This is a genomic window from Thalassotalea algicola (assembly GCF_012932965.1).
Lineage (GTDB): Bacteria > Pseudomonadota > Gammaproteobacteria > Enterobacterales > Alteromonadaceae > Thalassotalea_F > Thalassotalea_F algicola.
The window spans coordinates 403,072-426,092 of sequence record NZ_JABBXH010000001.1 but is presented as its reverse complement, the minus strand read 5'-3'; the positions used below and the strand labels follow the sequence as shown (position 1 = coordinate 426,092).

General features: G+C 38.8%; 20 protein-coding genes. 15 read left to right on the top strand and 5 right to left on the bottom strand.

The window, feature by feature from the left end:
• Window positions 1–89 precede the first annotated feature (89 nt).
• A complete protein-coding gene (locus tag HII17_RS19285; RefSeq protein WP_169073623.1) occupies window positions 90–3,377 on the top strand; it encodes an ATP-binding protein in 3,288 nt (1,095 codons plus the stop codon).
• 7 nt (window positions 3,378–3,384) lie between these two features.
• On the opposite strand, the gene HII17_RS01890 is transcribed toward HII17_RS19285, so the two are convergent.
• A complete protein-coding gene (locus HII17_RS01890) occupies window positions 3,385–4,326 on the bottom strand; it encodes a hypothetical protein (RefSeq protein ID WP_211185220.1) in 942 nt (313 codons plus the stop codon).
• 436 nt (window positions 4,327–4,762) lie between these two features.
• Between HII17_RS01890 and HII17_RS01885 the strand changes: the two genes are divergently transcribed.
• The 6 genes from HII17_RS01885 (at window position 4,763) to HII17_RS01860 (ending at window position 9,669) form a co-directional block, all read left to right on the top strand.
• The gene (locus HII17_RS01885) at window positions 4,763–5,389 is read left to right on the top strand and encodes a hypothetical protein (RefSeq protein WP_169073622.1); all 627 of its coding nucleotides are present in this window, start codon (window positions 4,763–4,765) and stop codon (window positions 5,387–5,389) included.
• A 38-nt stretch (window positions 5,390–5,427) separates the two neighbouring features.
• Window positions 5,428–5,601 (top strand): hypothetical protein, encoded by a 174-nt coding sequence (locus HII17_RS01880; protein WP_169073621.1) that lies wholly within the window; start codon window positions 5,428–5,430, stop codon window positions 5,599–5,601.
• 79 nt (window positions 5,602–5,680) lie between these two features.
• Window positions 5,681–5,974 (top strand): calcium-binding protein, encoded by a 294-nt coding sequence (locus tag HII17_RS01875; protein ID WP_169073620.1) that lies wholly within the window; start codon window positions 5,681–5,683, stop codon window positions 5,972–5,974.
• A gap of 383 nt (window positions 5,975–6,357) precedes the next feature.
• Window positions 6,358–8,139 (top strand): acyl-CoA dehydrogenase C-terminal domain-containing protein, encoded by a 1,782-nt coding sequence (locus tag HII17_RS01870; RefSeq protein WP_169073619.1) that lies wholly within the window; start codon window positions 6,358–6,360, stop codon window positions 8,137–8,139.
• A 105-nt stretch (window positions 8,140–8,244) separates the two neighbouring features.
• Window positions 8,245–8,829, top strand: a complete 585-nt coding sequence (locus HII17_RS01865) for a glutathione S-transferase family protein (RefSeq protein WP_169073618.1) — start codon at window positions 8,245–8,247, stop codon at window positions 8,827–8,829.
• Window positions 8,830–8,913: 84 nt separating this feature from the next.
• Window positions 8,914–9,669 carry a response regulator transcription factor gene (locus HII17_RS01860; RefSeq protein ID WP_169073617.1) on the top strand — a complete coding sequence of 252 codons (756 nt, stop codon included), beginning with the start codon at window positions 8,914–8,916 and terminating at the stop codon, window positions 9,667–9,669.
• 14 nt (window positions 9,670–9,683) lie between these two features.
• On the opposite strand, the gene HII17_RS01855 is transcribed toward HII17_RS01860, so the two are convergent.
• Window positions 9,684–10,268, bottom strand: a complete 585-nt coding sequence (locus HII17_RS01855) for a hypothetical protein (RefSeq protein ID WP_169073616.1) — start codon at window positions 10,266–10,268, stop codon at window positions 9,684–9,686.
• A 297-nt stretch (window positions 10,269–10,565) separates the two neighbouring features.
• On the opposite strand from HII17_RS01855, the gene HII17_RS01850 reads away from it, so the two are divergent.
• From HII17_RS01850 to HII17_RS01825, 6 genes are all read left to right on the top strand, one after another.
• Window positions 10,566–11,870, top strand: a complete 1,305-nt coding sequence (locus HII17_RS01850; protein ID WP_169073615.1) for an alpha/beta hydrolase — start codon at window positions 10,566–10,568, stop codon at window positions 11,868–11,870.
• The gene (locus HII17_RS01845) at window positions 11,870–12,625 is read left to right on the top strand and encodes an MlaA family lipoprotein (protein ID WP_169073614.1); all 756 of its coding nucleotides are present in this window, start codon (window positions 11,870–11,872) and stop codon (window positions 12,623–12,625) included. Before HII17_RS01850 ends, HII17_RS01845 begins: the two co-directional genes overlap by 1 nt.
• Window positions 12,626–12,732: 107 nt before the next feature.
• Window positions 12,733–13,485: a MipA/OmpV family protein gene (locus tag HII17_RS01840; RefSeq protein WP_169073613.1), complete on the top strand. Its 753-nt coding sequence runs from the start codon at window positions 12,733–12,735 to the stop codon at window positions 13,483–13,485.
• Between the two features lie 145 nt (window positions 13,486–13,630).
• Window positions 13,631–14,374 carry a 1-acylglycerol-3-phosphate O-acyltransferase gene (locus HII17_RS01835; RefSeq protein WP_169073612.1) on the top strand — a complete coding sequence of 248 codons (744 nt, stop codon included), beginning with the start codon at window positions 13,631–13,633 and terminating at the stop codon, window positions 14,372–14,374.
• 4 nt (window positions 14,375–14,378) lie between these two features.
• On the top strand, window positions 14,379–14,729 hold the full coding sequence (gene rraB / locus HII17_RS01830; protein WP_169073611.1) for a ribonuclease E inhibitor RraB: 351 nt from the start codon (window positions 14,379–14,381) through the stop codon (window positions 14,727–14,729).
• A 30-nt stretch (window positions 14,730–14,759) separates the two neighbouring features.
• Window positions 14,760–14,918, top strand: coding sequence for a hypothetical protein (locus tag HII17_RS01825; RefSeq protein WP_169073610.1), 159 nt, complete (start codon window positions 14,760–14,762; stop codon window positions 14,916–14,918).
• A gap of 65 nt (window positions 14,919–14,983) precedes the next feature.
• On the opposite strand, the gene HII17_RS01820 is transcribed toward HII17_RS01825, so the two are convergent.
• On the bottom strand, window positions 14,984–18,070 hold the full coding sequence (locus tag HII17_RS01820; RefSeq protein WP_169073609.1) for an efflux RND transporter permease subunit: 3,087 nt from the start codon (window positions 18,068–18,070) through the stop codon (window positions 14,984–14,986).
• On the bottom strand, window positions 18,067–19,173 hold the full coding sequence (locus tag HII17_RS01815) for an efflux RND transporter periplasmic adaptor subunit (protein WP_169073608.1): 1,107 nt from the start codon (window positions 19,171–19,173) through the stop codon (window positions 18,067–18,069). The genes HII17_RS01820 and HII17_RS01815 overlap by 4 nt, the downstream gene beginning before the upstream one ends.
• Before the next feature lie 164 nt (window positions 19,174–19,337).
• Between HII17_RS01815 and HII17_RS01810 the strand changes: the two genes are divergently transcribed.
• A complete protein-coding gene (locus HII17_RS01810) occupies window positions 19,338–19,952 on the top strand; it encodes a TetR/AcrR family transcriptional regulator (protein WP_169073607.1) in 615 nt (204 codons plus the stop codon).
• Here HII17_RS01810 and HII17_RS01805 read toward each other — a convergent pair.
• A complete protein-coding gene (locus HII17_RS01805; RefSeq protein WP_169073606.1) occupies window positions 19,945–20,961 on the bottom strand; it encodes a LacI family DNA-binding transcriptional regulator in 1,017 nt (338 codons plus the stop codon). The genes HII17_RS01810 and HII17_RS01805 overlap by 8 nt on opposite strands.
• Before the next feature lie 171 nt (window positions 20,962–21,132).
• Between HII17_RS01805 and pgi the strand changes: the two genes are divergently transcribed.
• Window positions 21,133–22,785 carry a glucose-6-phosphate isomerase gene (gene pgi / locus HII17_RS01800; RefSeq protein WP_169073605.1) on the top strand — a complete coding sequence of 551 codons (1,653 nt, stop codon included), beginning with the start codon at window positions 21,133–21,135 and terminating at the stop codon, window positions 22,783–22,785.
• Window positions 22,786–23,021: the final 236 nt, after the last annotated feature.

The window sequence follows — 23,021 nt, the reverse complement described above, 5'->3', positions numbered from 1 at the left end:
GCGGCTAAGTAGATTTAGTTGCTTTCTTTTTTTATGTTAATCTTCTTAGCAATTAAATTTCACGTTTTGATAAAAGTAACAACGCTGCAGTGAATCGAGGAATATCTAAGGTCAATTTATTTAGCCGCTATAACATCGCGGTTTTTGTGTTGTTTGTTGCTTTACTTTTGATTGCATCCGCAATTGCTTTTTATCGCTATCACTTTGAATTAGAACAGCAACTGACTAATGAGATTGTTGAACTAGGTGAGCAAGCAAATATCATTAGCAACAGCTTGGAGCGAAGCCAGCAAACCTTACAGGGATTGCAGCAATTTGCAGAATACTCTTTAACTCATCCAGATGACTTATTTGCGTCAGCTCCTTTGTTAGTGCAAGAAGATGACAGTTTTTATTTGAAAGTGAGCCAGCGTGGGGGCGTTAGACAAAAAAAGCTTAGGGGCAATATAACTGGCCGAGGAAAGGTTAGTGAATTTAGCACAGACATGTGGCGTGAAATTACTATGGCTAATGCACTTACACCGGCATTTGTTACAGGTGCGAATAACAACCCTGATGCTACTTGGTTTTATTACATATCACTGAGTCGATTCATTAATATTTATCCTTGGATTAGCCGCAATGCATGGCGATATTCTGACAGCATGCTAAATGAATCTTATTTATGGCAAGTACGACAAGACAATTTAGACGGTAAACGATTTGTTTGGTCGCAGCCATATCACGATACAGCGGGGAAGGGCGTTAAAGCATCAATTGGAACAGGAGTGTTTTTTAATCAAACTTTTAAAGGTGCATTGGTTATTGATGTTGATTTAGCAAGTTTGCAACGTAAGCTGCCAGACGTGAATAGTGAGTTGCATGGTTACGTATTATTAAATGAACAAGGCAGTGCTCTGGTTCATAAATCATTAGGTGAAGCTGAGTTAAAGATTAATGATAAATGGCAAGACATAGTTCCCGAGGCGTTAAAAAGTTTATCGCAAATACAGTTAAGAAATTTTGCTGATAATCTAATTTATCGCGATTGGTTGATACAAAAATATCAATTGGATATTAATGGTTGGAGCTTAATTAAATACCAGCCATACAATGACTTTAATGCTAACTTGAAAAATAGGTTTATTTTTTCAATTTTGATGTTTGTCGTTGGCCTAGCTGCATTTCTTGCCTTGGTTTATGTTATGACCCGTAAAACCTTTATTAAGCCGGCATCAGAGTTTATTAGTCATATAGAACATTGCGCGGAAGGTGATCCAGGAAAAATCAAACCTACTATTGAATGGCTACCTTGGTTCCAATTGGTCGAAAACATTTTTGGGCAAAACCGAAGCTTAATGCAGCAGTTAAAAGAGCAAAATGCAGCGTTAGATAGCAGGGTAGCTGAAAAAACACAGGCCTTGATTGAGCGAAGTGAACAACATCACAGAGCATATGTATTATTGCGCTCGGTAATAAACGGTATTCCCGAATTTATTATATTTAATGACAGCCAAAACAAACTCACTGGTTGTAATAAATCATTTGAGCAATACATAGGGGAAACTGAAGCGAACATGCAAGGCAAAGAAGTCACCAAACTGTTGCCTGTTCCCATTCAACAAATGTTATTAAAATTTAATGATCTGCCAGAAGAGCAAACATCATTAGGCTACCAACAAACCATTGAAACTAGCGGCGATACGTTTGAAGTGTTCTGTACCAGGTTTTACAACGAATCGGGCAGCTCTTTGGGCTCAATAGTTATATTGCGTGACGTGTCGGTTCAGTTCGCTGTGCAGTCGGCTCTTCAAAATGCAAAAGAACAAGCTGAACAAGCAAATAAAGCTAAAAGCCAATTTTTGGCTAATATGAGCCACGAAATTCGAACACCAATTAATGCCATTCAAGGCATGATGGCGCTTATGGCTAAAACGTCATTGAGTGCATTTCAACAACAGTATTTAGCGAATGCGCAAGGCGCGTCTGCAGCGTTATTGCATTTAATAGATGAATTGCTCGATTTATCTAAAATTGAAGCAGGTAAATTAAGGTTGAACTTTGGTAGCGCGAAACTCGATGGCATAGTCGATAGAGTATTACAGCTAAATACGCTAAATGCGTATAAAAAAGGTTTGTCGTTAGAAGTTGATATTGATGCACAAGTACCTGAACTGGTTAATATTGATGAGATGCGGTTAACGCAAGTACTTACTAACTTAGTTAATAATGCAATTAAATTTACCCATCAAGGCAGTGTTCGCTTAACCATTAACTCGACCGCACAAGATGATAACAATGCGATTTTAAAGTTTGCTGTTGCAGATTCAGGTATTGGTATTGCGAAAGAAAAGCAAGCACTGCTATTTGATGCCTTTAATCAAGCTGATGAGTCAATGACACGAGAATATGGTGGTTCTGGTCTTGGCTTGTCAATTAGCCAACAAATTGTGCAGTTATTTGGTGGTGAAATTAAGGTGAACTCATCGCCTGACACAGGTAGTGAATTCAGCTTTGTTATTCCTGTTAGACAAGTAGAAAAGCAGATACAAAATCGAGTAGAGAATATAACCATTGTCACCTTAGGTTGTGAGTTTTCGAAGTCGCTTGAAGCGTCTGTTAGTGCTTATCATTGGCATTATCAAGCAGCCGAGAGTATCGCTGCGCTAGAGCAACTGAACATTTCTGGTGACGTAGTTTTACTTGTAGATGGCGACTACTTAACCAATAACGACTTATCGATATCGAGTGTTGAAAAGGTCTTAAATGACATTGTGTTAATTGGTATATGCCAGCCCATTATGACGACAATTTCAGAGAAAATTGTTAATCAATTGCCACAGTTGGTAGCGCCATATTTACTGTTTGATATTCCGTTGTATCGTTTTACGCTAAGTAAAATTAATCAACATTTATTGCTAGCTGCCACGAAGGAAACGGTTAGTGACACACCGCAAATCGCCAACAGTAAAAGCGAAGAGAAAACAGAAAAACCATCGCCACTTGCAGGAAGTCTTAAAGATGTCTCTGTACTTTTGGTTGAAGATAATTTAGTTAACCAAATGGTTGCGCAAGAGTTGCTATTTTCGATGGGAGCCCAGGTTATTATTGCTGAAAATGGCGCAGTTGCGATTGAGCAATTAACCAAAAACGATGTTGATGTTGTATTGATGGATATTCAGATGCCAGTAATGGATGGATTAACAGCAAGCAAAAAGATAAGAGAGCAACAGCTATATGCAGATTTGCCAATTATTGCGATGACGGCACATGCTAGAGCAGAAGATAAGAAAGCGAGTTTTGACGCAGGAATGAATCTACACGTTGCAAAACCGGTAAGTGCAGAAGTGCTTTCCGCGAGCATTTTAAAGATGTTGAAACAAGCGACAGTGAATTAATGTTTAGCTATTCAAATAGCTCAGCCACGTAATGGTTAGATAAAATCGCTTGTTCAGAATCAAAAGTTAAATCACCAAGATTCAGCTGTACAGGACCTGTCGGATCGGCTAACACAAAGGTTCTTCCTTGGAATTGAATATTAATGTCATCACCTTCGGGTAACACATCAATTCCGATAAAGGCATGGTTATCGATATACACCATTACCATTTTTATTCTCGGCATTAACGCCCTTAGCAAAGCGACAGTTAGCGTCATTTTGCTATCGCAGTCACCTTGGTTTTCCCACAATACTTTAGTTGGCACGTTAAAACCTGCGCCCGATGAGGTTAAACGTGACTCTAACGCTGAGTAGGGGATACTTTGCACAAAGCCTAAGACATAGTTTGTTACTCTTCGAATATTTTTGAAGTTAACTATTTTCAAAATAATATCTTTTGTAGGTGCGAGTACTGCAACAGAGTCTTGGGCGATTCGGATATGATCAGGCTTTATGCCTTGTGCATTGCTATGATCGGTAAATTGATGGTAATACTGTTGTTCGAGATATGCGTTAAAATGACTTTGTTCTTCTTCTGCAATTCGCTTTTTTGCGTTGGCAATTACCTCAGGATCACGGCTTTTTATACTGAGTTGCTTAAACGCTGTATCAAATTCGATATTTGCATTTCTAATTGGATCCGCCTTTAGTGATTGTTTGATTCTCTTTTGAACATAACGAGTAGCGAATTCAGGTTTATATTCCCTAAAATGCCTAAATGGTGAGAACAAGCCTTTTTTAGGTAAGGTAAAGGTTAGGCTTTGGTTAGCTTTATTGATATCTAACCACTGGTAAACAAATTGATAGCTGTCGCCTAAATCAACCTTTTTAAAATCAAGTTGCTGCGCATTAACCCAAGTAGGTAAGAGTAGTACGTAAGCTACTAATACTTGGAGAATCTTTTTCACGAATCAATCCTAAATACATAAAGCGTTAGTCACTTTCACTATACCCTGATTTACCTTTAACTACCAAAAAGGCTTAGTTTTGTTGTTTCCGGTTAAGAATGAAATTGGGATATTAAGCTAAGGCTAATAAAAGCGAGTAGTTGAATAATTTTGTCCATTTAAGGCATTTCTTGTCTTCCACTTAAGGGGTATTCTACACCTTAAAAATCCAGCTAATTTTGAAATTGACCTAAATGTAAACCGAGCAAATGAATATCGATGGCAAGCCTGTACAACATAAGCAAATGTGTCAGTGATGGTTGAGCTTAAATCGGGATACGGCGATTAATTGGATTTTTACTTGCGTCTCTAGTGCGTGGCGTTAGTAAATGAGCAAGGTAACGATTTTGTTTATGAAATCTCTTAACGGGTTAAGAAAATTTAAGGAAGTGAAGTAATGGTTATAGGGATAATAATCTATCTAGTTGTTTTTTTTCTGTTTTGGATTGCAGGTACTTTTTTGACTCGATTTTGTTTACGTAAATGGGTCAATAAAAACAGTGGCACAGGTAAAGCTTTTGCCATATTTACCGTAATTTATTACTTAATTTTTATGGGAGACCGTCACCTTTCTTCGATGGTATTTAATTATTACTGCTCTGATAAAGAGCTTGTCGGCTTACATGTATATGAGCGTATTGAACTGCCACGAGATATGCTGTTACCGCCCCCTAAAACTTCAAAAGAACGCAGTAAAATAAGATCTTCTTTGCTAATTGATGAGGAAAGTAAACTGATTGATGAGCAAAAATTTAACAGACTATATGACTATCGCTATTTAATTAAGACGACAATTTTTCCTATTGGTCCAATTTTTAAATATGAAGCAAGTGTCCGACGTAAAGTCGATGGTACGTTACTGGGCAAAGCCGTAGAAATAAGGAATAGACATGGTTGGCTTGACAGGTTTGCAAATGAGGGTGCCAATTCAGGAACTAGCTGTCCTCGATATTACGATAATAGCGGGAGTTTTTATAATTATGATCGTGCTGCATTAATTGACGCAATATTTGATCAAGAATAAAACAAAATATATATAAAGGAACATCGCAAGGAGCACCTATGGATAATATTACTGAACTTTATTTAAACGCACTTCTGTCACAAGCTGCATATGCAAATGGCTTAGAGCCGGGCATGACTGACCAAGACCTAATTAACAAGCTAAAGATAGAGCTTAAAGACGATGGGCTAACACAAGCACAGGCTGAGTATAGGCAGCGATGTTATCAATGATAGAGAAGGAAATAACACGTTACGTTTAGGCGAAGGTATCACGGCAGACAACATTACGCTGACGGCAAACGAAACAGACATGTTAATCACCATGCCAGATGGTGAAGTGATCACTTTTAAGAATTGGTATATCAATTACGATCACACTAGGCTTGAAAATATTGAATTTGCTGATGGTACGGTATGGGGAAGTAGTCAAATGCTAACGAGTATAGAAGTTGAAGGTCAAAGCAACGACGTAGATACTGATGCAGCACTTGGTTTATTAATCCAATCATTTTCTAGTTTTGATGATTCATCGGATGAACTTGACTTTACGCTTGATAAGCGAGCGTTAATTGTTACTCCAATAGACAATGAGGCATTAATCTAAATAAATTAGTACCTTTACTTTAATCTAAAAGGGCACTCTTAAATGGTGGGCCCTTTTTTATTGGAAATAATATAACCTACGAGACCACATTAATTGACTAAATGTTTGACCAAGAATAAAACCAGATACACAAAACGGAATAATAAAAAGGAAACGAAAATGGATAGTATCACTGAGCTTTATTTAAATGCATTGCTTTCACAAGCTACCTCATAACTAAAAGCCGCTTTAGTTCATTGCAAATTAGAGATTTGCACCAAGTTGTAAACTTTCCTGTGAAACTGGAAATAACAGTTTTTGACTTTTAGCACTTTACTTTCTTGGCTAATCCACTATATTTAAACGCATGTTTAAATTGCCTGTTTAATTTTTTGAGGTGTAGTGTGGCTGAGTATCAAGTTCCGTTAAAAGACATGAGCTTTATTTTGTATGATGTACTTAAGGCTGATGAGTTATGGCAATCATTGCCTGCGTTGGCAGATCATGTTGACCGTGATACTGCTGATGCGATTTTGCAAGAGTGTGCGAAAATCGCAGAGCAAGAAATAGCCCCTTTGCTTCGTGTTGGAGATGAAGAAGGTGTGAGCTTTGAGAACGGTAAAGTGACAACAGCACCGGGCTATAAAGAAGCTTTTCAAACTTACGTAGAAGGTGGCTGGACAGGCCTTGGTGGTTTGCCTGAATATGGCGGCATGGGCATGCCAAAAGTAATTACCGCTTTACACGAAGAAATGCTTTGCTCTGCTGATATTTCATTTTCGCTCTATCCAGGCCTGTCGGCTGGCGCTGGCTTATCGTTAGGTAAGCACGGTAGTGAAGAATTAAAACAAACCTATTTAACTAAAATGATTGCCGGTGAGTGGACGGGTAGCATGTGTCTTACTGAGTCTCATGCTGGCTCTGATTTAGGTATTATTCGCACCAAAGCTATTCCTCAAGAAGACGGTAGCTACCGCATTACTGGCAATAAAATTTTTATTACCGCAGGTGAGCACGATTTAGCAGAAAATATTGTTCATTTAGTGTTAGCTAAGTTGCCAGATGCTCCTGCTGGTCCTCGCGGCATTTCATTATTTTTAGTACCTAAAATTAATGTCAATGATGATGGTAGCTTGGGCGATGAAAATGGTGTGAGCTGTGGCTCAATCGAACACAAGATGGGTATTCATGGTTCTGCTACTTGTGTAATGAATTTTGATGACGCCAAAGGTTACTTAGTTGGCGAAGTAAATAAAGGCCTAGCTTGCATGTTCACTATGATGAACTTTGAACGTGTTGGTGTTGGTATTCAAGGTATTGGTAGTGCAGAGCGTTCTTATCAGAATGCCTTGGAATATGCTAAAGATCGTCTGCAAGGCCGTGCGCTTACTGGTGCTAAGTCGCCAGATCAAGCGGCAGACTCAATAATGGTGCATGGTGATGTTCGTCGTATGCTTTTAAATATGAAAGCACTCACAGAAGGTTCACGAGCATTATCTACTTATATCTCTCTTCAACTTGATTTATCTACTTATGCTGAAGGTGATGCTCAGAAAAAAGGTGAAAACCTAGCAGCATTATTAACACCAATAGCCAAAGCATTCTTTACCGATATGGGCTTCGAGTCGACAGTTGCTGGTCAGCAGGTGTTTGGTGGTCATGGTTTTATTCGTGAGTGGGGTCAAGAGCAGTTGGTACGTGATACGCGTATTACGCAAATCTATGAGGGCACCAACGGTATTCAAGCTATGGATTTATTGGCGCGTAAAGTTGTTGCATCAAAAGGCGCACTATTTACTTTATTCGCTGACGAAGTAAAAGCGTTTATCGCAGAAAATAGTGAAGCTGAAATGAGTGAGTTTATTCAGCCTTTAGAGATTGCTTTAGACGACTTGCAATCGTTAACTGATAGTCTAATTGCCAGTAGCTCTGATGATATTAATATATTAGGCACTGCAGCTAACGATTATTTACATGTCTTTGGTTACACCGCAATGGCCTTTATTTGGGCGAGCATGGCAAAAGCTGCGCAAGGTAAACTTGCACAAGGCGATGCTTTCTACCAAGGAAAAATTAAAACAGCGCGTTATTACTTTGCACGAATTTTACCTCGTCGATTGTCATTGATAAATACGGCGAAACAGTCAAGTGACGTACTATTTGATATAGAAGATGACTTGTTTTAGATATTATAAAAGCTGAAAAGAGCCGCTTTAAAGTGGCTCTTTTTGTTTTTACTTTACGAAAAACTGAGATAGGCTATTTTTATTTGGTTTATTTCAGGAAACACAATGCAATTACTTGGCTCTACAACCTCACCTTATGTACGCAGAATTCGATTACTCTTTGAATTGATAGGTCAAGAATATCAATTTGATAATTTAGATATATTTTCTGAAAGCGGTCGCGAAATACTTAAGAAAAATAACCCTACCTTAAAAGTGCCTGCACTTATTGACGGGAGCGAGTGTGTTTATGATTCTCGAGTCATATTCCGTTATTTGAGCCATAAATTTGAGTTAGCGCCAATTTCATGGGCAGAAGAAAACAATTTAACGTTGATTGACGCAGCCAACGATTCGCTAGTGGCTTTGCTTATATCAACGCGTTCAGGGCTTAATGTTAACGATGACGTTATGTTTTTCAATATCCAACACGAACGTATAGAAAATATTTACCAATTGCTTGATAAACAGGTGGCGCAGGGGGATTTTGACCAGTGGAATTATCCAGCTATTTGTCTTTATTGTTTATTAGATTGGGCAAGTTTTAGAGAACTAAAAATGTTTGAAGAATTTTCTTCATTAAGTAAATTTGTTGCTGAAAACCGAAATAAAGTCGGGGTGTTGGAATCTGCTCCTGACATTACAATTTAAGTGTCAAGAATTACACTTATTAACAGAGACTTGTAACAGCTTTTCCTATACTGGTGAAACTTTTGTAATAGCAGGCCCTAGGAAATGTTTTCATCCAGTCAAACGCAGTCTTTAATAGAAGGCAACAGTATCGCTCTGATCATTGAAGATGATCGCATGGTATCCACCTTGTTAAAGTCATTCTTAGAAAAGTCTGGCTTCATTGTTTATCAAGTTCATCAAGGAGAAAGCGCTGAGGAGGCTGTTAAAAGTCATCAACCTGACGTAGTGATCCTTGATATCGGTCTTCCTGATGTAGATGGTTATGAAGTATGTCAGCGATTGCGACGTAGTTTTAATGGCCCAATCATGATGTTGACAGCCAAAGATGAAGAGCAAGATGAAATTCAAGCTTTCTATTCTGGGGCTGATGACTATTTAATTAAACCTGTTTCTCCCGCTATATTAAAAGTACGAGCAGAATCTTTAATTCGACGCAGCAAAGAGAGAATAGAATGCCGCTATAACAAGGCAAAGCAAGTAGGAAATTTGAAACTGGATACCGGGGCGCACAAATGTTTTGTTGACCAGCAGTCGCTGAAGTTAAGCTCATTTGAGTTTAAATTACTGCGCTTATTAGTAGAAAATGTTGGAAATGTTTTAAGTCGAGATCGTATCTACAAAGTGCTGCTAAAACGTGACTATAACGGCACTGAGCGCACGGTTGATGTTCGTATGGCGAAGCTTAGAGAGAAGCTTGGGTATTGTGGGTTGAAGCAAGCCCAAATTGAAACGGTTTGGGGGCAAGGTTACGTACTCAATGAAGTAAATCAACTAAAAGAATCTAATTATGCAAATTAAGAGAAGTAAGGCATTTAGAAAGAATAGGTAGCACCAATGAGTGCAGTATGAGCTAATTCATTGTGTAACGAAGCTTTTTCCACTAGAGATTCTGACAGAGCGGTTGTCGATAATGAACCAACGATTGCCCAATTATTCGACAGTTGATATTTACCTATAATGCCCAAAGTCGTATTGTTGAATTGTTCTTGCGACAGTCGATAACTGGATGGTTTAAGAAATTCAGCATAATTTAATGAACCTAAAGGTATTGCTTCTACACTAGCAAGCTTCGCAGTAATCGCAATATCGAGAGTATTGTATGACAATAAAGTATAAGTGCCTTGAATATAGCGTTGAACGCCCAAGTTATCTTGCTCACTACCTGTATGTAAGCCTGTATCAGTTATATTAGGTGTTAGCTTGTGGTTGTATGAAGCTAACTGAGTAAAATCAAAAATATTACGTTGATTTAATGAGATATCATCGCGGGTGATTTCTATTTGTTCTACGTTTCTTTTTATATGTTTCTCTATAGAGCTATTATCGGTAAGCTCTCGATCTTCGGCGACACATAAGGAAGAGATAATTAGACATAGCGTGGCGCAGACAAGCTTCATTTTCCCTCCCACTTTTTAATTTTATTAGCTTTATTTTAACTATAGCTGTTTATAAGTGTTTTGATGTAGGAAATTGAATAATTAAAGTTATTTATTTGAAATGATTATAGATTTATTTTCAATTCTCGTATTTACTTAAGGTCAATATGCTAAATAAACCTACTTTATTATTAATTTGCGCTACTTTAGATATAACGCAGGCGTGAAAACGAGTTTTCAGAGGAAGCAATTTTTTAATCGTTAAACTCGAAAAGCATAAATAATAATTACAATCTAATGAATATAAGGGGATACCTTGTGCGTTTATTTCTAGGCCTTGTGGTGCTTACTTTTCTTTTGGGTTGTAGTTCGACCAAAGAAAGTGATGTCGTCACAGTTGAAAAAGCTGTGTGTGATATTCCTTACAGCACCTACCAAGCAACTGTTACAGGTTACTGCCAAGAAGTTAGAGCTGACCTTACTGAAGAATTGCCGACAACAATTAAAAATATAGAGCTAAAGCCAGTAGAGCAAATTCCTGAAGTATTTTGGTTTTCTAAAAAAATGGAATATACCTTGAATAAACAAGACGGGCCTGCACCTTTAGTTTTTGCTATTGCCGGTACCGGAGCATCTCATGAAGCAAGTAAAATGTTGTCGCTACAAAAAACGTTGTATGCCCAAGGCTACCACGTGATTTCGATATCTTCGCCAACATTTTCAAATTACATTATCAACGCAACCACCCATGAAGACATGACAGGTGATTTAGCCAAAGATGCCAAAACTTTATATAAAACGATGCAAAAAGTTTATGCGCAGGTTCAAGAAGAAGATAACGTAGAAGCAACAAGCTTTAGTTTAACCGGTTATAGCTTAGGTGGCGCACACTCTGCTTTTATTTCTTTCCTTGATGAAACTGAAAAGAAATTTAATTTTGAAAAAGTAGTTTTAGTAAACCCCCCTGTAAGCCTTTATAACTCGGTGCAAGTACTTGATGGTTATTTAGATCTTGTTGGCGATAGAGAAGCTGCACTAGATATGGTTGAGTCTATTTTTGATCGTTTTGCTGAGCAATATGCCGTTCAAGAGTCCTCAAAATTTACGCAAGATTCTATTTACAGCATGTTCCAAGGCGTAGATTTAAGAGAAGAGGAATTAAAACTCCTAATCGGCGCGTCATTTAGGATGTCTTCAACCGATATGATGTTTGCCATCGATGCTTCCTATAACATTGGTGGTTTTATTTATAAAAATCATGAGATTAGCAAGTTTGAATCGTTGACTCATTCTATGCACCGAGCAGACGAGATTACTTTTACAGATTACTTTGATCGCCATTTATTACCATGGACAATAAAACTGGAACCTGAACTGACTCGTGATGAAATGATTGCTCGTCTTAGTTTAAAAAACTTAGAAGATTATTTATCTAAATCGGACAAGATTAGTGTGGTTACTAATGCAGATGACCTTATTTTAATCGATGGTGAAATAGATTACTTGCGAGAAGTTTTTGGCGATAGAGCTAAAATTTTTGAACGTGGCGGGCATTGCGGCAACATGGACCGTAAAAGCTTTGTTGAGTATATGAATACTCAATTTACGGGGGAGAAGTCGTAATGAAAATAGCAAACCAACCTGTTAAAATTTTTACCTCTGTAGCAATGGCCCTAATGCTTTCTGCATGTTCTTCAGCGCCTGATATTGAAGCAAATGCTGAGCCTCCAACAGTAGCCATGCCAGATGTTAAAAAAGAAGACACCTTAATAGGACGATATAGCGATCCTTTTGAAGGCTTTAATCGCAGAATGTATTATTTTAATGCCAAAGCCGATGAATACGTTATTTTGCCTGTAGTCTCTGGTTATAAAGCAATAACACCTGATTTTGTTGAGACGGGCGTAAGTAACTTTTTTAGCAACTTAGGCGAAATCCCGACCTTTGTTAACTCATTGTTACAGTTTAAGTTTGGTGTGGCTGCAGAAACGTTAGGCCGTTTTGCAGTAAACTCTACCGTAGGTGTAGCAGGCTTGTTTGATATCGCAACTCCAATTGGTCTAGATGAGCAAGATGAAGATTTTGGTCAAACTTTAGGATATTGGGGGGTAGGTCCTGGCCCTTATTTGGTATTGCCACTACTTGGCCCGTCTTCGTTACGTGATACATCGGGGTTAATTATAGATAGTGCCGTTCATCAAGCGACAGTTAATGAACTGGGGTTGAAGGATGAAGAAGCATTGCTACTGGACACGTTAAGAGCCATTGATACGCGTGCCAATGTGCCATTTAGGTATTTTGAATCAGAGTCGGCATTTGAATATGAAAAGATAAAATTGCTTTATATGAAGTTTAGAGAAATTCAAATAGAGCGATAATGCGCAATGATATCTGGGCTCAATAAAGAGTTTGTTGGGTAAATGTTACTGGTGTTGGTTGTGCACCGAAGCAAAACAAAATTTGGAAATAACTAAGAGATTTAAAAATGATTAAATATATTACTTTAGCATTAGGCTTAGCCAGCGCTTCAGCTTTTGCCGCTTCAACTGTAGGCGAAATGTCTGAAATTCCATCAACAGCAGCAGAATCAAAAAAGGGCTTTCATGGCCAAATAGGTTTAGGTGTCGCTAACTTACCTGAATATGTAGGCGGTGATGAGACTGAAAGTATAGCGCTACCGTTAATTAACGTGAGCTATAACGATCGCTTTTACTTTAAATTTAATAAGCTTGGCGGCTGGTTTTATAAGTCGGATAAGGGTTTCCGTGTCGGTGGATTGATTACCACACATCGTGGTTATGATGCTAAAGATATTCCTGATACTTATAATTGGGTAGGTGATCGTGATGACTCTATAATGGCAGGTGTTAATGTAGTTTATCGTCGTGGTAAATTCGCTAGTGAAGTGGGCTATTTGAGTGATGTTTCCGATGAATCTGATGGCGCCAAATTTTATGTTCAGGCTAGTTATACCTTTTTAGCCAACAGAACCTATACTCTGACAGCTATGGGTAAAATTGAATCTCAAGATGAAGATTTAGTCGGGTATTACTATGGTAATAATGAGTCTGCAACAAACGCAACAATAGGTTTAATTGGTACGTATAAACTTTCTGACCGTTGGTCACTATTAGGCGCAGTAACTGCTACGTCATTAGGTGATGAAATTGCTGATAGCCCAATTGTTGAGGATGACTCCTACAATATGGCACTAGTGGGTGCAACTTACTCATTCTAGTAAAGTCTTGTTTGAAGAAAGCTGGCGATTGCCAGCTTTTTTTTCGCCTATTATTTTTACTGATCAAAAAATACTAAAAGAGCTCATTAAATATTGGTTTAATTCCATGTATACTTGCGCCCTTGCTTAATTTTAGGACAAGTTTTTGTTAGCCGTTATTCGAATTATTCTTCTTGCGATCTTTTTAGTATTGATCTCAATTTATGCATGTATTTTCAGTTTATTGCGTCCTTTTCATCGCAATAATGTTTACCATGCTGCGCACATTTTAGGTAAATTATCTAAATTACTTGGTATTACGTTGGAAATTCGATTGCCTTATGAAATGGAAAAACATGAGCCAGTTGTTTACGTGTGCAATCATCAAAATTCATATGACTTGTTTACCGTAGCAAACGCAGTTCAACCACACACGGTAAGTATCGGTAAAAAAAGCTTAAAATGGATTCCGTTTTTTGGCCAAATGTATTGGCTAACTGGTAATATTTTAATTGACCGAAAAAATACCAATAAAGCAATGAATACAATTGCGACCGCAGCAGACAAAATGAAAGAAAAAAAACTGTCGGTTTGGTTATTTCCTGAAGGTACACGAAGCTATGGAAGAGGGCTTTTAAAGTTTAAAACTGGCGCGTTTCGTACGGCGGTTCAAGCGGATGCCCCCATTGTTCCTGTGTGTGCTAGCAATACCCATGGCGAAGTAAACTTAAATCGTTGGAATAATGGCAAAATGATAATTGAGTTTTTGCCGCCAGTTTATTTAACAGATACGGATAAAGAGAATATTAGAGCGCTGGCAGATCGAGTCAGAGCGTCTATGCTTGAAAAGATAAATGAAATTAGTACCGAAGTAGGTACTAAATTGCCAAATCACGACGCGGAAAAATAAATTGATGACTAACGAAGAATTAGAGCATTGGGGCGAATATACAGAGTCTTTAGTAACTGAATTGCTAGAAGATGGAAGCAATGAAGAAGCGCATCATACAATAGAACACCATTTCTCTTCTCCAGATTTTAATTTATTAGAAAAAGCCGCAGTAGCGGCGTTCAAAATGGGTTTGGAAGTTGAAGAGCCTGAAGAAGCAGAATTAGAAACTGGTGAAAAAGTATTTGCTTTCGACATAATTACTGAGCAGTATTTAGATACTGAGCTAATATTAGATGAGACCCAGAAAATGGTCGAACTAGCACAACAGTGCAAAGTCGATTATGATGGTTGGGGTACTTATTTTGAAGAATAATTGAACAAAAGTTAACAAGGAGTATTTCCCATGGAGTGGTTGAATCAGATTTTAAAGCCTGAAATCTTATCGTTACTTATCCCAATAGTTGCTATCGTTGGAGCGTTTGCTGTCGCGGCACTCAATGCTCACCATAAACATCAAGAACGGATAGAGCGAATTAAACAAGGTTTTAATCCGGAAAAGTAAAAGGCTAAGCCCTTTTACTTTGTTATTTTTTCAGTTAGCTTTCGGCTAACTATTTACGCTTCTTTTTATGCTTCTGCTAGCTGCTCTGATGGCTCAAAAGCATGTCTACAACTAAATAGTGAAAATGCTGCTGGTACAAAATAAAATGATAGTAGTGTTGTAAGCACCGTACCGCCGGCTATTGCGATAGCAAAAGGGGGCCAGAAGCCACCTCCGGATAGAATAAGCGGTAAGAAACCACCCACAGTTGTTATTGTTGTTGATGAAATATGCCGCGTACAACTTTGAACGCAGTTAATAATTGCTTGTTTGTCACCTTTTATCGCCAGCGGATCTGCTTTTAACTCAGCAATAATGACAATGGCCGCATTAATGGCTAATCCCATCAAACCAAGCAAGCCAATAATCACTGTAAAGCCAAATGGGTAATCAAAAATAAAGACGCTAAATAATCCAAGTCCAATAGACTGAAAAGCTGTTAAGAAAATAATGGTGCTAAGCCTAAAGGAATTAAATGAAAGTACTACTATGGTGATAAGCAAGGTAAAAATAATACCCACACTCGCCAATAATTTGCCAACAGCGGTGTCACGCTCGGCTGATTCGCCTCCTATTTCAATACGATAACCAACAGGGAGGGTAAAGTTAGCCTCATCAAGATTTTGTTGGACCTTCGCTAAAACTATCGATGGTAATACACCAGCACGAATGTACCCTTCAATAACATTTACTCTAGTGCCATCACGGTGCGGTATTGCCCCGCGAGATGGTTTCACTGTGACTTCTGACAGTGACATTACAGGTATGTTGGCTTGGCTTGTTGCGCTTAGTAAATCGAGGTTGGCAACATCGATGATTTCATCGCGAGCACTGTTGTCCATTCGTACCCTTACCGGGATGGATTCAGTCGCTTCAATTATCGAACCGTTAACCTGCCCTGTAAGCGACTGATTGAGTTGCTGAGCAATGCTTACTAACGAAAGGCCAGTTAGTGCAGCCGCAGATTCATCTGTATCAATCCAGAGTTTAGGTGTGCCAGGTTGGAGTGTCGCTCTGCTGTGCATTATATTTTCAGTCGTGCTCATGACGCGACGTACTTCATCACCTAGGGTTTTTAGCGTATCTAAATTAGGTCCGAATAACCTTAGCTCAACAGGGGCATTAAATGGTGGGCCTTGCTCGAGCTTACGGACCAAAATTTGCGACTCTGGAAACATATCATCCAATGCAAATTGAATCTCTGGAATTAAACGGTTTGCTGCGCGAAAATTGGTAGCTGTTATCATACCTTGTGCATAATTTTGCAAACCATCGTTGTTTGGCACCATGTTGTAGTAAAACGATGGGGCATTTTTACCTATAAACCAACGTACTTTTTCTATACCTGATTGCTGGCTAATATATTGCGTTATTTCGTCAGTAACCCGTTTGGTGTTTATGATGCTACTTTGCGCAGGCATGTATACTTCAATTTGAAACATGTCCCGATCAGATGGCGGAAAAAATTGTTCGGTTAAGTGCTTGGCACCGATAAAACCAGCAAGCGGGAGTGAAAAAACGACAATAATTGCTATTTTTCGGTAGCTTAGTGCTAAAGACAAACTTTGCTCAAAGAGCTTGGCAAGCTTTGGCAGCTGAATACCCGAGTCATACCACTTGTAGTTATCATTTTCGCGTTTGGCAATAAATCGGCCAGCTAGTCCTGCGACAATTGTGTGTGAAATTAAATATGAGCCTACTAGTGAGAAAATTACACTTAGTGCAATACCGCCAACAAACTCACCTGCTGGCCCAGGCATAAGAACAATTGGCATGAACGCCAAAACAGTTGTTAACGTGGATCCTAATAATGGAATCCATAAGTGCTTTATTGCATAGCCGACACTGTCTAAACGTCGCATTCCTTGTTGGCGTTTGGTTTGTATGGTGTCGGTCATAACAATAGCGTTATCAACCATAATACCCAATGCGACTACCAGTCCTGTAACTGACATTTGATGGATAGGTAAGCCATAGGCATTCATCACTGACAAGGTAAATAGAACTGTTAACGGTAAAGACACCGCCACGATAAATGCACAACGCCAACCTAGTGTGATAAATAAAACAATTGATATAAGTACAAAGCCTATGGTGATGTTATCGAGCAACTCGCCTAAGCGTGCATCGGTATAGCTGTTTTGATCAAATAGCACTTCGAGTTTTACCGAGTTAGGTAGAGTCGTTTCAAATTCACTGAGGGCTTTACTTACTTTTTCGCTCCATTGGTCAATACGCAAATCAGGAAGCATGCGCGTACCAACTACCAAAGCAGGTTTGTTATTTACAATGGCTATTTCTTTTGCAGGCCAAGTTAGTGACTTACTGACCTGAGCAATATCTCCTAGTGTGGTAATAGTACCTTGGTTATTCGTTTTAATTGGAATGCGTTTGATTCGTTGAACATTATCTAATGCGCCGGTTAACTCGACTTGCATTTGATTATGTTCATTAATCAATATGCCAGCAGATACTTTGGCATCTGCTAGCAATATTTGTTGGGAGATTTGCTCGGAGGTAAGCTTGAGTCTTGAAACTTCAGCCTCATCAAATGCGACTAAAATCTCTTCTTCACCTTGGCCAAAAATAGAAACGATATCTGTGCCGATAATTAGTCTCAGTTTGTTTTGCAAATCATTTGCATAACGGCCTAAACTGGCAATGTCTGGTTCGTTACTTGCTGTCCAATTTAAGGCGATAAGTTGCGTGTAGGCATAACCTCTATCATCTTCTAATGTTGGCTTTAATACGCCTTGCGGTAACTGAGGTGTAACATCATCAACTAAATCTCGTACCCTAGACCATATGGGACGGGTATTCGTTATTTCGTCTTTTAATTTGACTTGTACAACGGATAAGTTCGGACGGGATACCGAAGTGATTAAATCAATTTCCGGGATTTTTCTTAATTTTTGCTCGATTTTTTCGGTTACCAGTACTTCAACGCGTTCAGCACTGGCACCAGGGAATTTAGTTAATACGCTAGCATTACGGTTTGTAATTCTCGGGTCTTCAGTTCGAGGTAAGGTAGATAACGCAGCCAACCCTGAGACGATAAGTAGCGCAATAACTAATGACATTAACCTGCCATTGCGGACGAAGGAGCGGATCACTCGTTGGCTCCTTTTGCCTTAACAATCTGGCCTGGTACATAACGATGTAGCCCAGCGGTAATTATACTAATTTGATTGCTAGTAAGACCGGTTATGTAGGCACTGTCTTTAGTGGTATGAAGTACCTTAACTGTTTCAGGTAAAATCTTAAATTGATTACCTTGTGCGACTGCTGTGTATATATTCCATTGTCCGCGCACGCCATCTGTAATTGCCGTTAATGGTAACCAAAAACCTGAGTCCGGAATGTGTTCTTTAATACTTACCCGAGCAATTAGCCCGCTTACGGCATTAATTGGCTGTGTTAATTTAAGCCTTAAGCCTAAAGTACGTGTTGCAGGGTCAATTTGTTGGCCAATTGCTATAATTTTTGCAGCGTAGGTTTTCTTATTAATTTCAACATCCAACTCCTCGTCAATCGCTAATTCTTTAGCTACTTTAGCTGGAATGCCAAGCGATACTTCTTGTTGGTTTTGATTATTGATGGTAAATGCGGGAGTAGCTGCTGATAATAAATCACCTTGTGCAATCAGTCGCTGGTTAATTACCCCGTCATACGGTGCTCGCAATGTTGCTTTGGAGATTTGATAATGAAGTGCGTCATAGGAGGCTTTCAAGCCATTCTTATTTGCGGTTAAAATACTTTTTTCTGCCGTTAATTCATCTATAACCTGTTCTGAAGCATAATTACTTAAATGTAACTCTTTAGCTCTTTTATAGTTTGCCTTATTCAACTCGATTTGCGCGTCTACTTGATTAATTTGAGCGCGGATCTCGTTGGCTTTGATATTTAGCAGCTCAACATCTTGAACAGCAAGAATATTCCCTTTTTTTACCTTATCGCCGCTGTCTTTTAGCGTTTCTAGTACGCGACCAGCAAACTCAAAACTTAAGTTAGATTGTTGTTTCGCGGAAATCTTTCCAACATATTGGCGATCGATTTGATAACTAGGCTGACGGTTAACTTGTTCAATTTGAGCGGTTTGCACATAGTTATTTGCCGTTTCATTTGAGTGGCTTTCGGAACAGGCTGAAATCAGCAGCAAAAAGCTGTTAACAACTAATAACTTTGCCATTAGTGCTAAGGTGTTTTCTGAGTTCATGTCGATCCTTTTCTATTTATGCAACTTAACTGTTTGAACTAACACAAGCCTAAAATGGACTAGGTAGTCTAATTAGTTTAATTTATACGTTCTGGACTGTCTAGTCTATTTTAGTTAGAGTACTTTGTTTTCATTAGCTAAGTTTTTCATATTAGTTTGAGTATATGACAAAAAATCGCAGTAAGAACGAAACTAAACGCAAGCAGATATTAGCATCAGCCACTCATTTATTTACTGAGCAAGGCTACGCGTCTACCAGCATGGCACTTATTGCTAAGCATGCCGATGTTTCGAAACAAACGGTATATAGTCACTTTGGCAGCAAAGAAGAACTTTTTTCTGCTGCAATAGAGCAAAAGTGTGATTCATCTATTTTGCTCGATTTCGCGCAAGTGACGTTAACAGACCCGCATGCAACGTTATTAGCAATCGCTAAGCGATTTTTTGCCATGATCACTTCAAAGGAAGCGCTAGCGGTTCATAAAATATGTGCTTTTGAAGCAAAATCATATCCCCAGCTGTCAGAGCTTTTTTATCAAGCAGGTCCAGAAAGGTTAACGGCAGAAATGGCAAAACTATTAGTAGAATTTAATGATAAGGGCTTGCTTAGCATAGAAAACCCCCATTTTGCCGCGACACAGTTTCTGCATTTGGTTAAAGGTGAGGCTTGGATGCGTATTGAGTTTAATACACAGTATCAACTTTCAGAGCAACAAATCGATCAGTACATATCGTCTAGTGTCGATTTGTTTTTAAGGGGCTATGCGCCGATTAACTAACGTTTGCTGTTGAGTCTCTGACAACCAGCTCAGGCGTGTATTGTTTATCTTCTATTGCCTTCGTTTGTTTGCGCGTATGAGCAATTAATAAGTTTGCGGCATTTTCAGCAATTGCTTGGTTAGGCTGATGTGCAGTGGTTAACTTAGGCCAAGTTTGACGAGAGAATGGACTATTCTCAAAGCCGGCAATAGAAAGCTGCTCTGGAATGGCAATGCCCATTAATCGTGAAGCAAATAGGGCTCCAGCGGCAATTTCGTCATTACATGAAAATATAGCAGTAGGCTTACTAGCTTGTGAAAGTAACGCTTTAGCGCCATCTACGCCAGACTCAAAAGAATACTCTCCTGACTTTATTAACGCTTCGTTTATGTCAATTCCGTTACTGGTTAACGCATCCTTATAACCATTTAAGCGTTCTATCGTCGATTTATGCTCCATGCCACCAGCAATAAAGCCGATATCTTTATGGCCAAGGTTAATCAAATGTTCAGTAATACTATAAGCAGCGTCGTGGTCGTTCACCATGACACATGGTGTTATATTATCAGGCGCTTTATCTCCAGACATAATACGAACAATGCTTACATCTAATGCTTTAATTTGTTCAACAAATTCTGGTGACTCTGAAAAAGGCGGTGTAAGTACTAAACCTGCAATGCGAGACTTTTTTACCATATTGGTAATCTCTTCAATAATGTCAGGTTTTGTTGAATCACACGGATGAATAACTAGCTCAAACCCCTGTTTTTTGCATGCCGATAAAATACCGTTCTGCATATCAATGACATAATAAGCATTTGGATTGTCATACACAAAAGCCACACTATAAGCTTTTGTACCTGCCAAATTTCTTGCTGCGAGGTTGGGTTGATAATTAAGCGCTTCAACTGCGGCCATCACTTTATCTCGGGTAGGTTGTCTAACTGATGGTTCGTTATTCATCACCCGAGAAACTGTTTTTATCGATACACCTGCCTGCTTGGCAACATCGTTAATGGTGGCTTTCATGCGCAATTAATGCCTTATATCCTGTTTTATATGCTTGAAACGGCTTTAGAGTATTGTTTATTACTTATGCCCGCAATCTTTAATTCACTAATTACTTAAAAAAGCAAATTGACAGCGCTGTCATTGTTGTCTAATGTGCTTGTCAAATAAGCGAAATAATCAGAGGTATTTATGCACAATAGAGAATCTTTAGCAAGCTGGCAGCAATTAGTTGAATTGGCAGAACAGAAAAAACATCAACATATGAATGAGTTATTTGCAAAGGATGGTGATAGGTTCAGTAAGTTTTCAATTCAGTTGCCTCAAATACTACTCGATTATTCTAAAAACCTTATCGATGACGAAACTTTAGCAGCCTTACTGAGATTAGTTGATGAAGTTAACGTCAGCCAATGGCGAGACAAAATGTTTGCTGGTGAACAAATCAATAAAACCGAACAGCGAGCCGTTTTGCACACCGCACTGCGTGGTTCTGTTACTAGCGATTTACAAGTCGATGGTGAAAATGTTCGCGACAGTGTTAATGCACAGCTTGCCAAAATAAAAACATTCAGTGAAAAAGTTAGGCAAGGGCATTGGCTTGGCTATTCGGGCAAACGAATTACCGATATCGTTAATATTGGTGTAGGCGGTTCAAATTTAGGCCCTCAAATGGTGACCGAAGCGCTAAAACACTACAGTGATAATAGTGTAAACGTGCATTACGTATCAAATGTCGATGGTGCACAAATAGTCGAAACTCTAAGACCTTTAGATCCTCAAAAGGTCTTATTCATTGTATCTAGTAAAACATTTACAACCACCGAAACGATGACCAATGCTCGAACGGCGATGCAATGGTTAACTGCAGCATCTTTTGACGAGTCCGCTATAGCGAAACATTTTGTCGCGGTTACTTCTAATAAAGAAAATGCGATGTCGATGGGTATTGAGCAAGAAAACATTTTTGACATGTGGGACTGGGTTGGTGGTCGTTTCTCTTTGTGGTCCGCGATTGGCTTACCTATCGCACTTGATTTAGGCTTTGAACAATTTGAAGCACTACTAGCCGGCGCCCATGAGATGGATGAACATTTCATGTCAGCACCGTTTAAAGAAAATATGCCGGTTATTTTAGCTTTGCTAAGTTTATGGAACACCACGTTTCTAGAGGCAAAGTCACAGGCAATACTTCCCTATGATCAAACATTGCACATGTTGGCGGCCTATCTACAGCAAGCTGAAATGGAAAGTAACGGCAAGTCTGTCTCTTGGGATGGGGAAGCAATCGATTATGCCACAGTACCCTCTATATGGGGCGAATTGGGCATAAACGGACAGCATGCGTTTTACCAGTATTTGCATCAAAGTAATAACGTTGTACCGGCGGATTTTATTGGCTCTGTCGAGAGCGTTACACCAGTAAAAGGGCATCATGAAACGCTTATGGCAAATTTCTTTGCTCAGACTCAAGCGTTAATGACTGGCGTTGATGAAAGTCAGGTACGTGCTGATCTAAAAGCGAAAGGAAGAACTGATAGCTATATTGATATGGTCGCGCCACATAAAGTACATCAGGGTAACCGACCAACGAATACGCTATTACTTAACCGTTTGGATCCTCGATCTTTAGGTGGCCTGATAGCGCTATATGAACATAAGATATTTGTACATGGCATCTTATTAAAAATTTGTTCGTTCGATCAATGGGGTGTAGAACTCGGTAAAGGCTTAGCAGCTAAAATTCAAACTCAATTAGAGGATGAGGAGCTGCAGCAAGCTCATGATTGTTCTACAGAAAACTTAATTCGCTATTACCATCAAGCAAGAGCAAATAAATCGTAATTACTACTATTATTATCATACAAATAACTTGGTTAAAATTGACGGTCATCTAAATATATTAAGACAATAAGTTCATATAAAACAAGTGTTTAGTATAATTTGTTGTATTTTTATTGAACAAACTATAGCCAAAGTTAATTTTTATGTGTATGGTTTAAGACAGATGAATGACAGCGTTGTCATAACCAAAAAAGACAACGCTGTCATTCGCAAGCAAGCTAACATAATGAAAATAT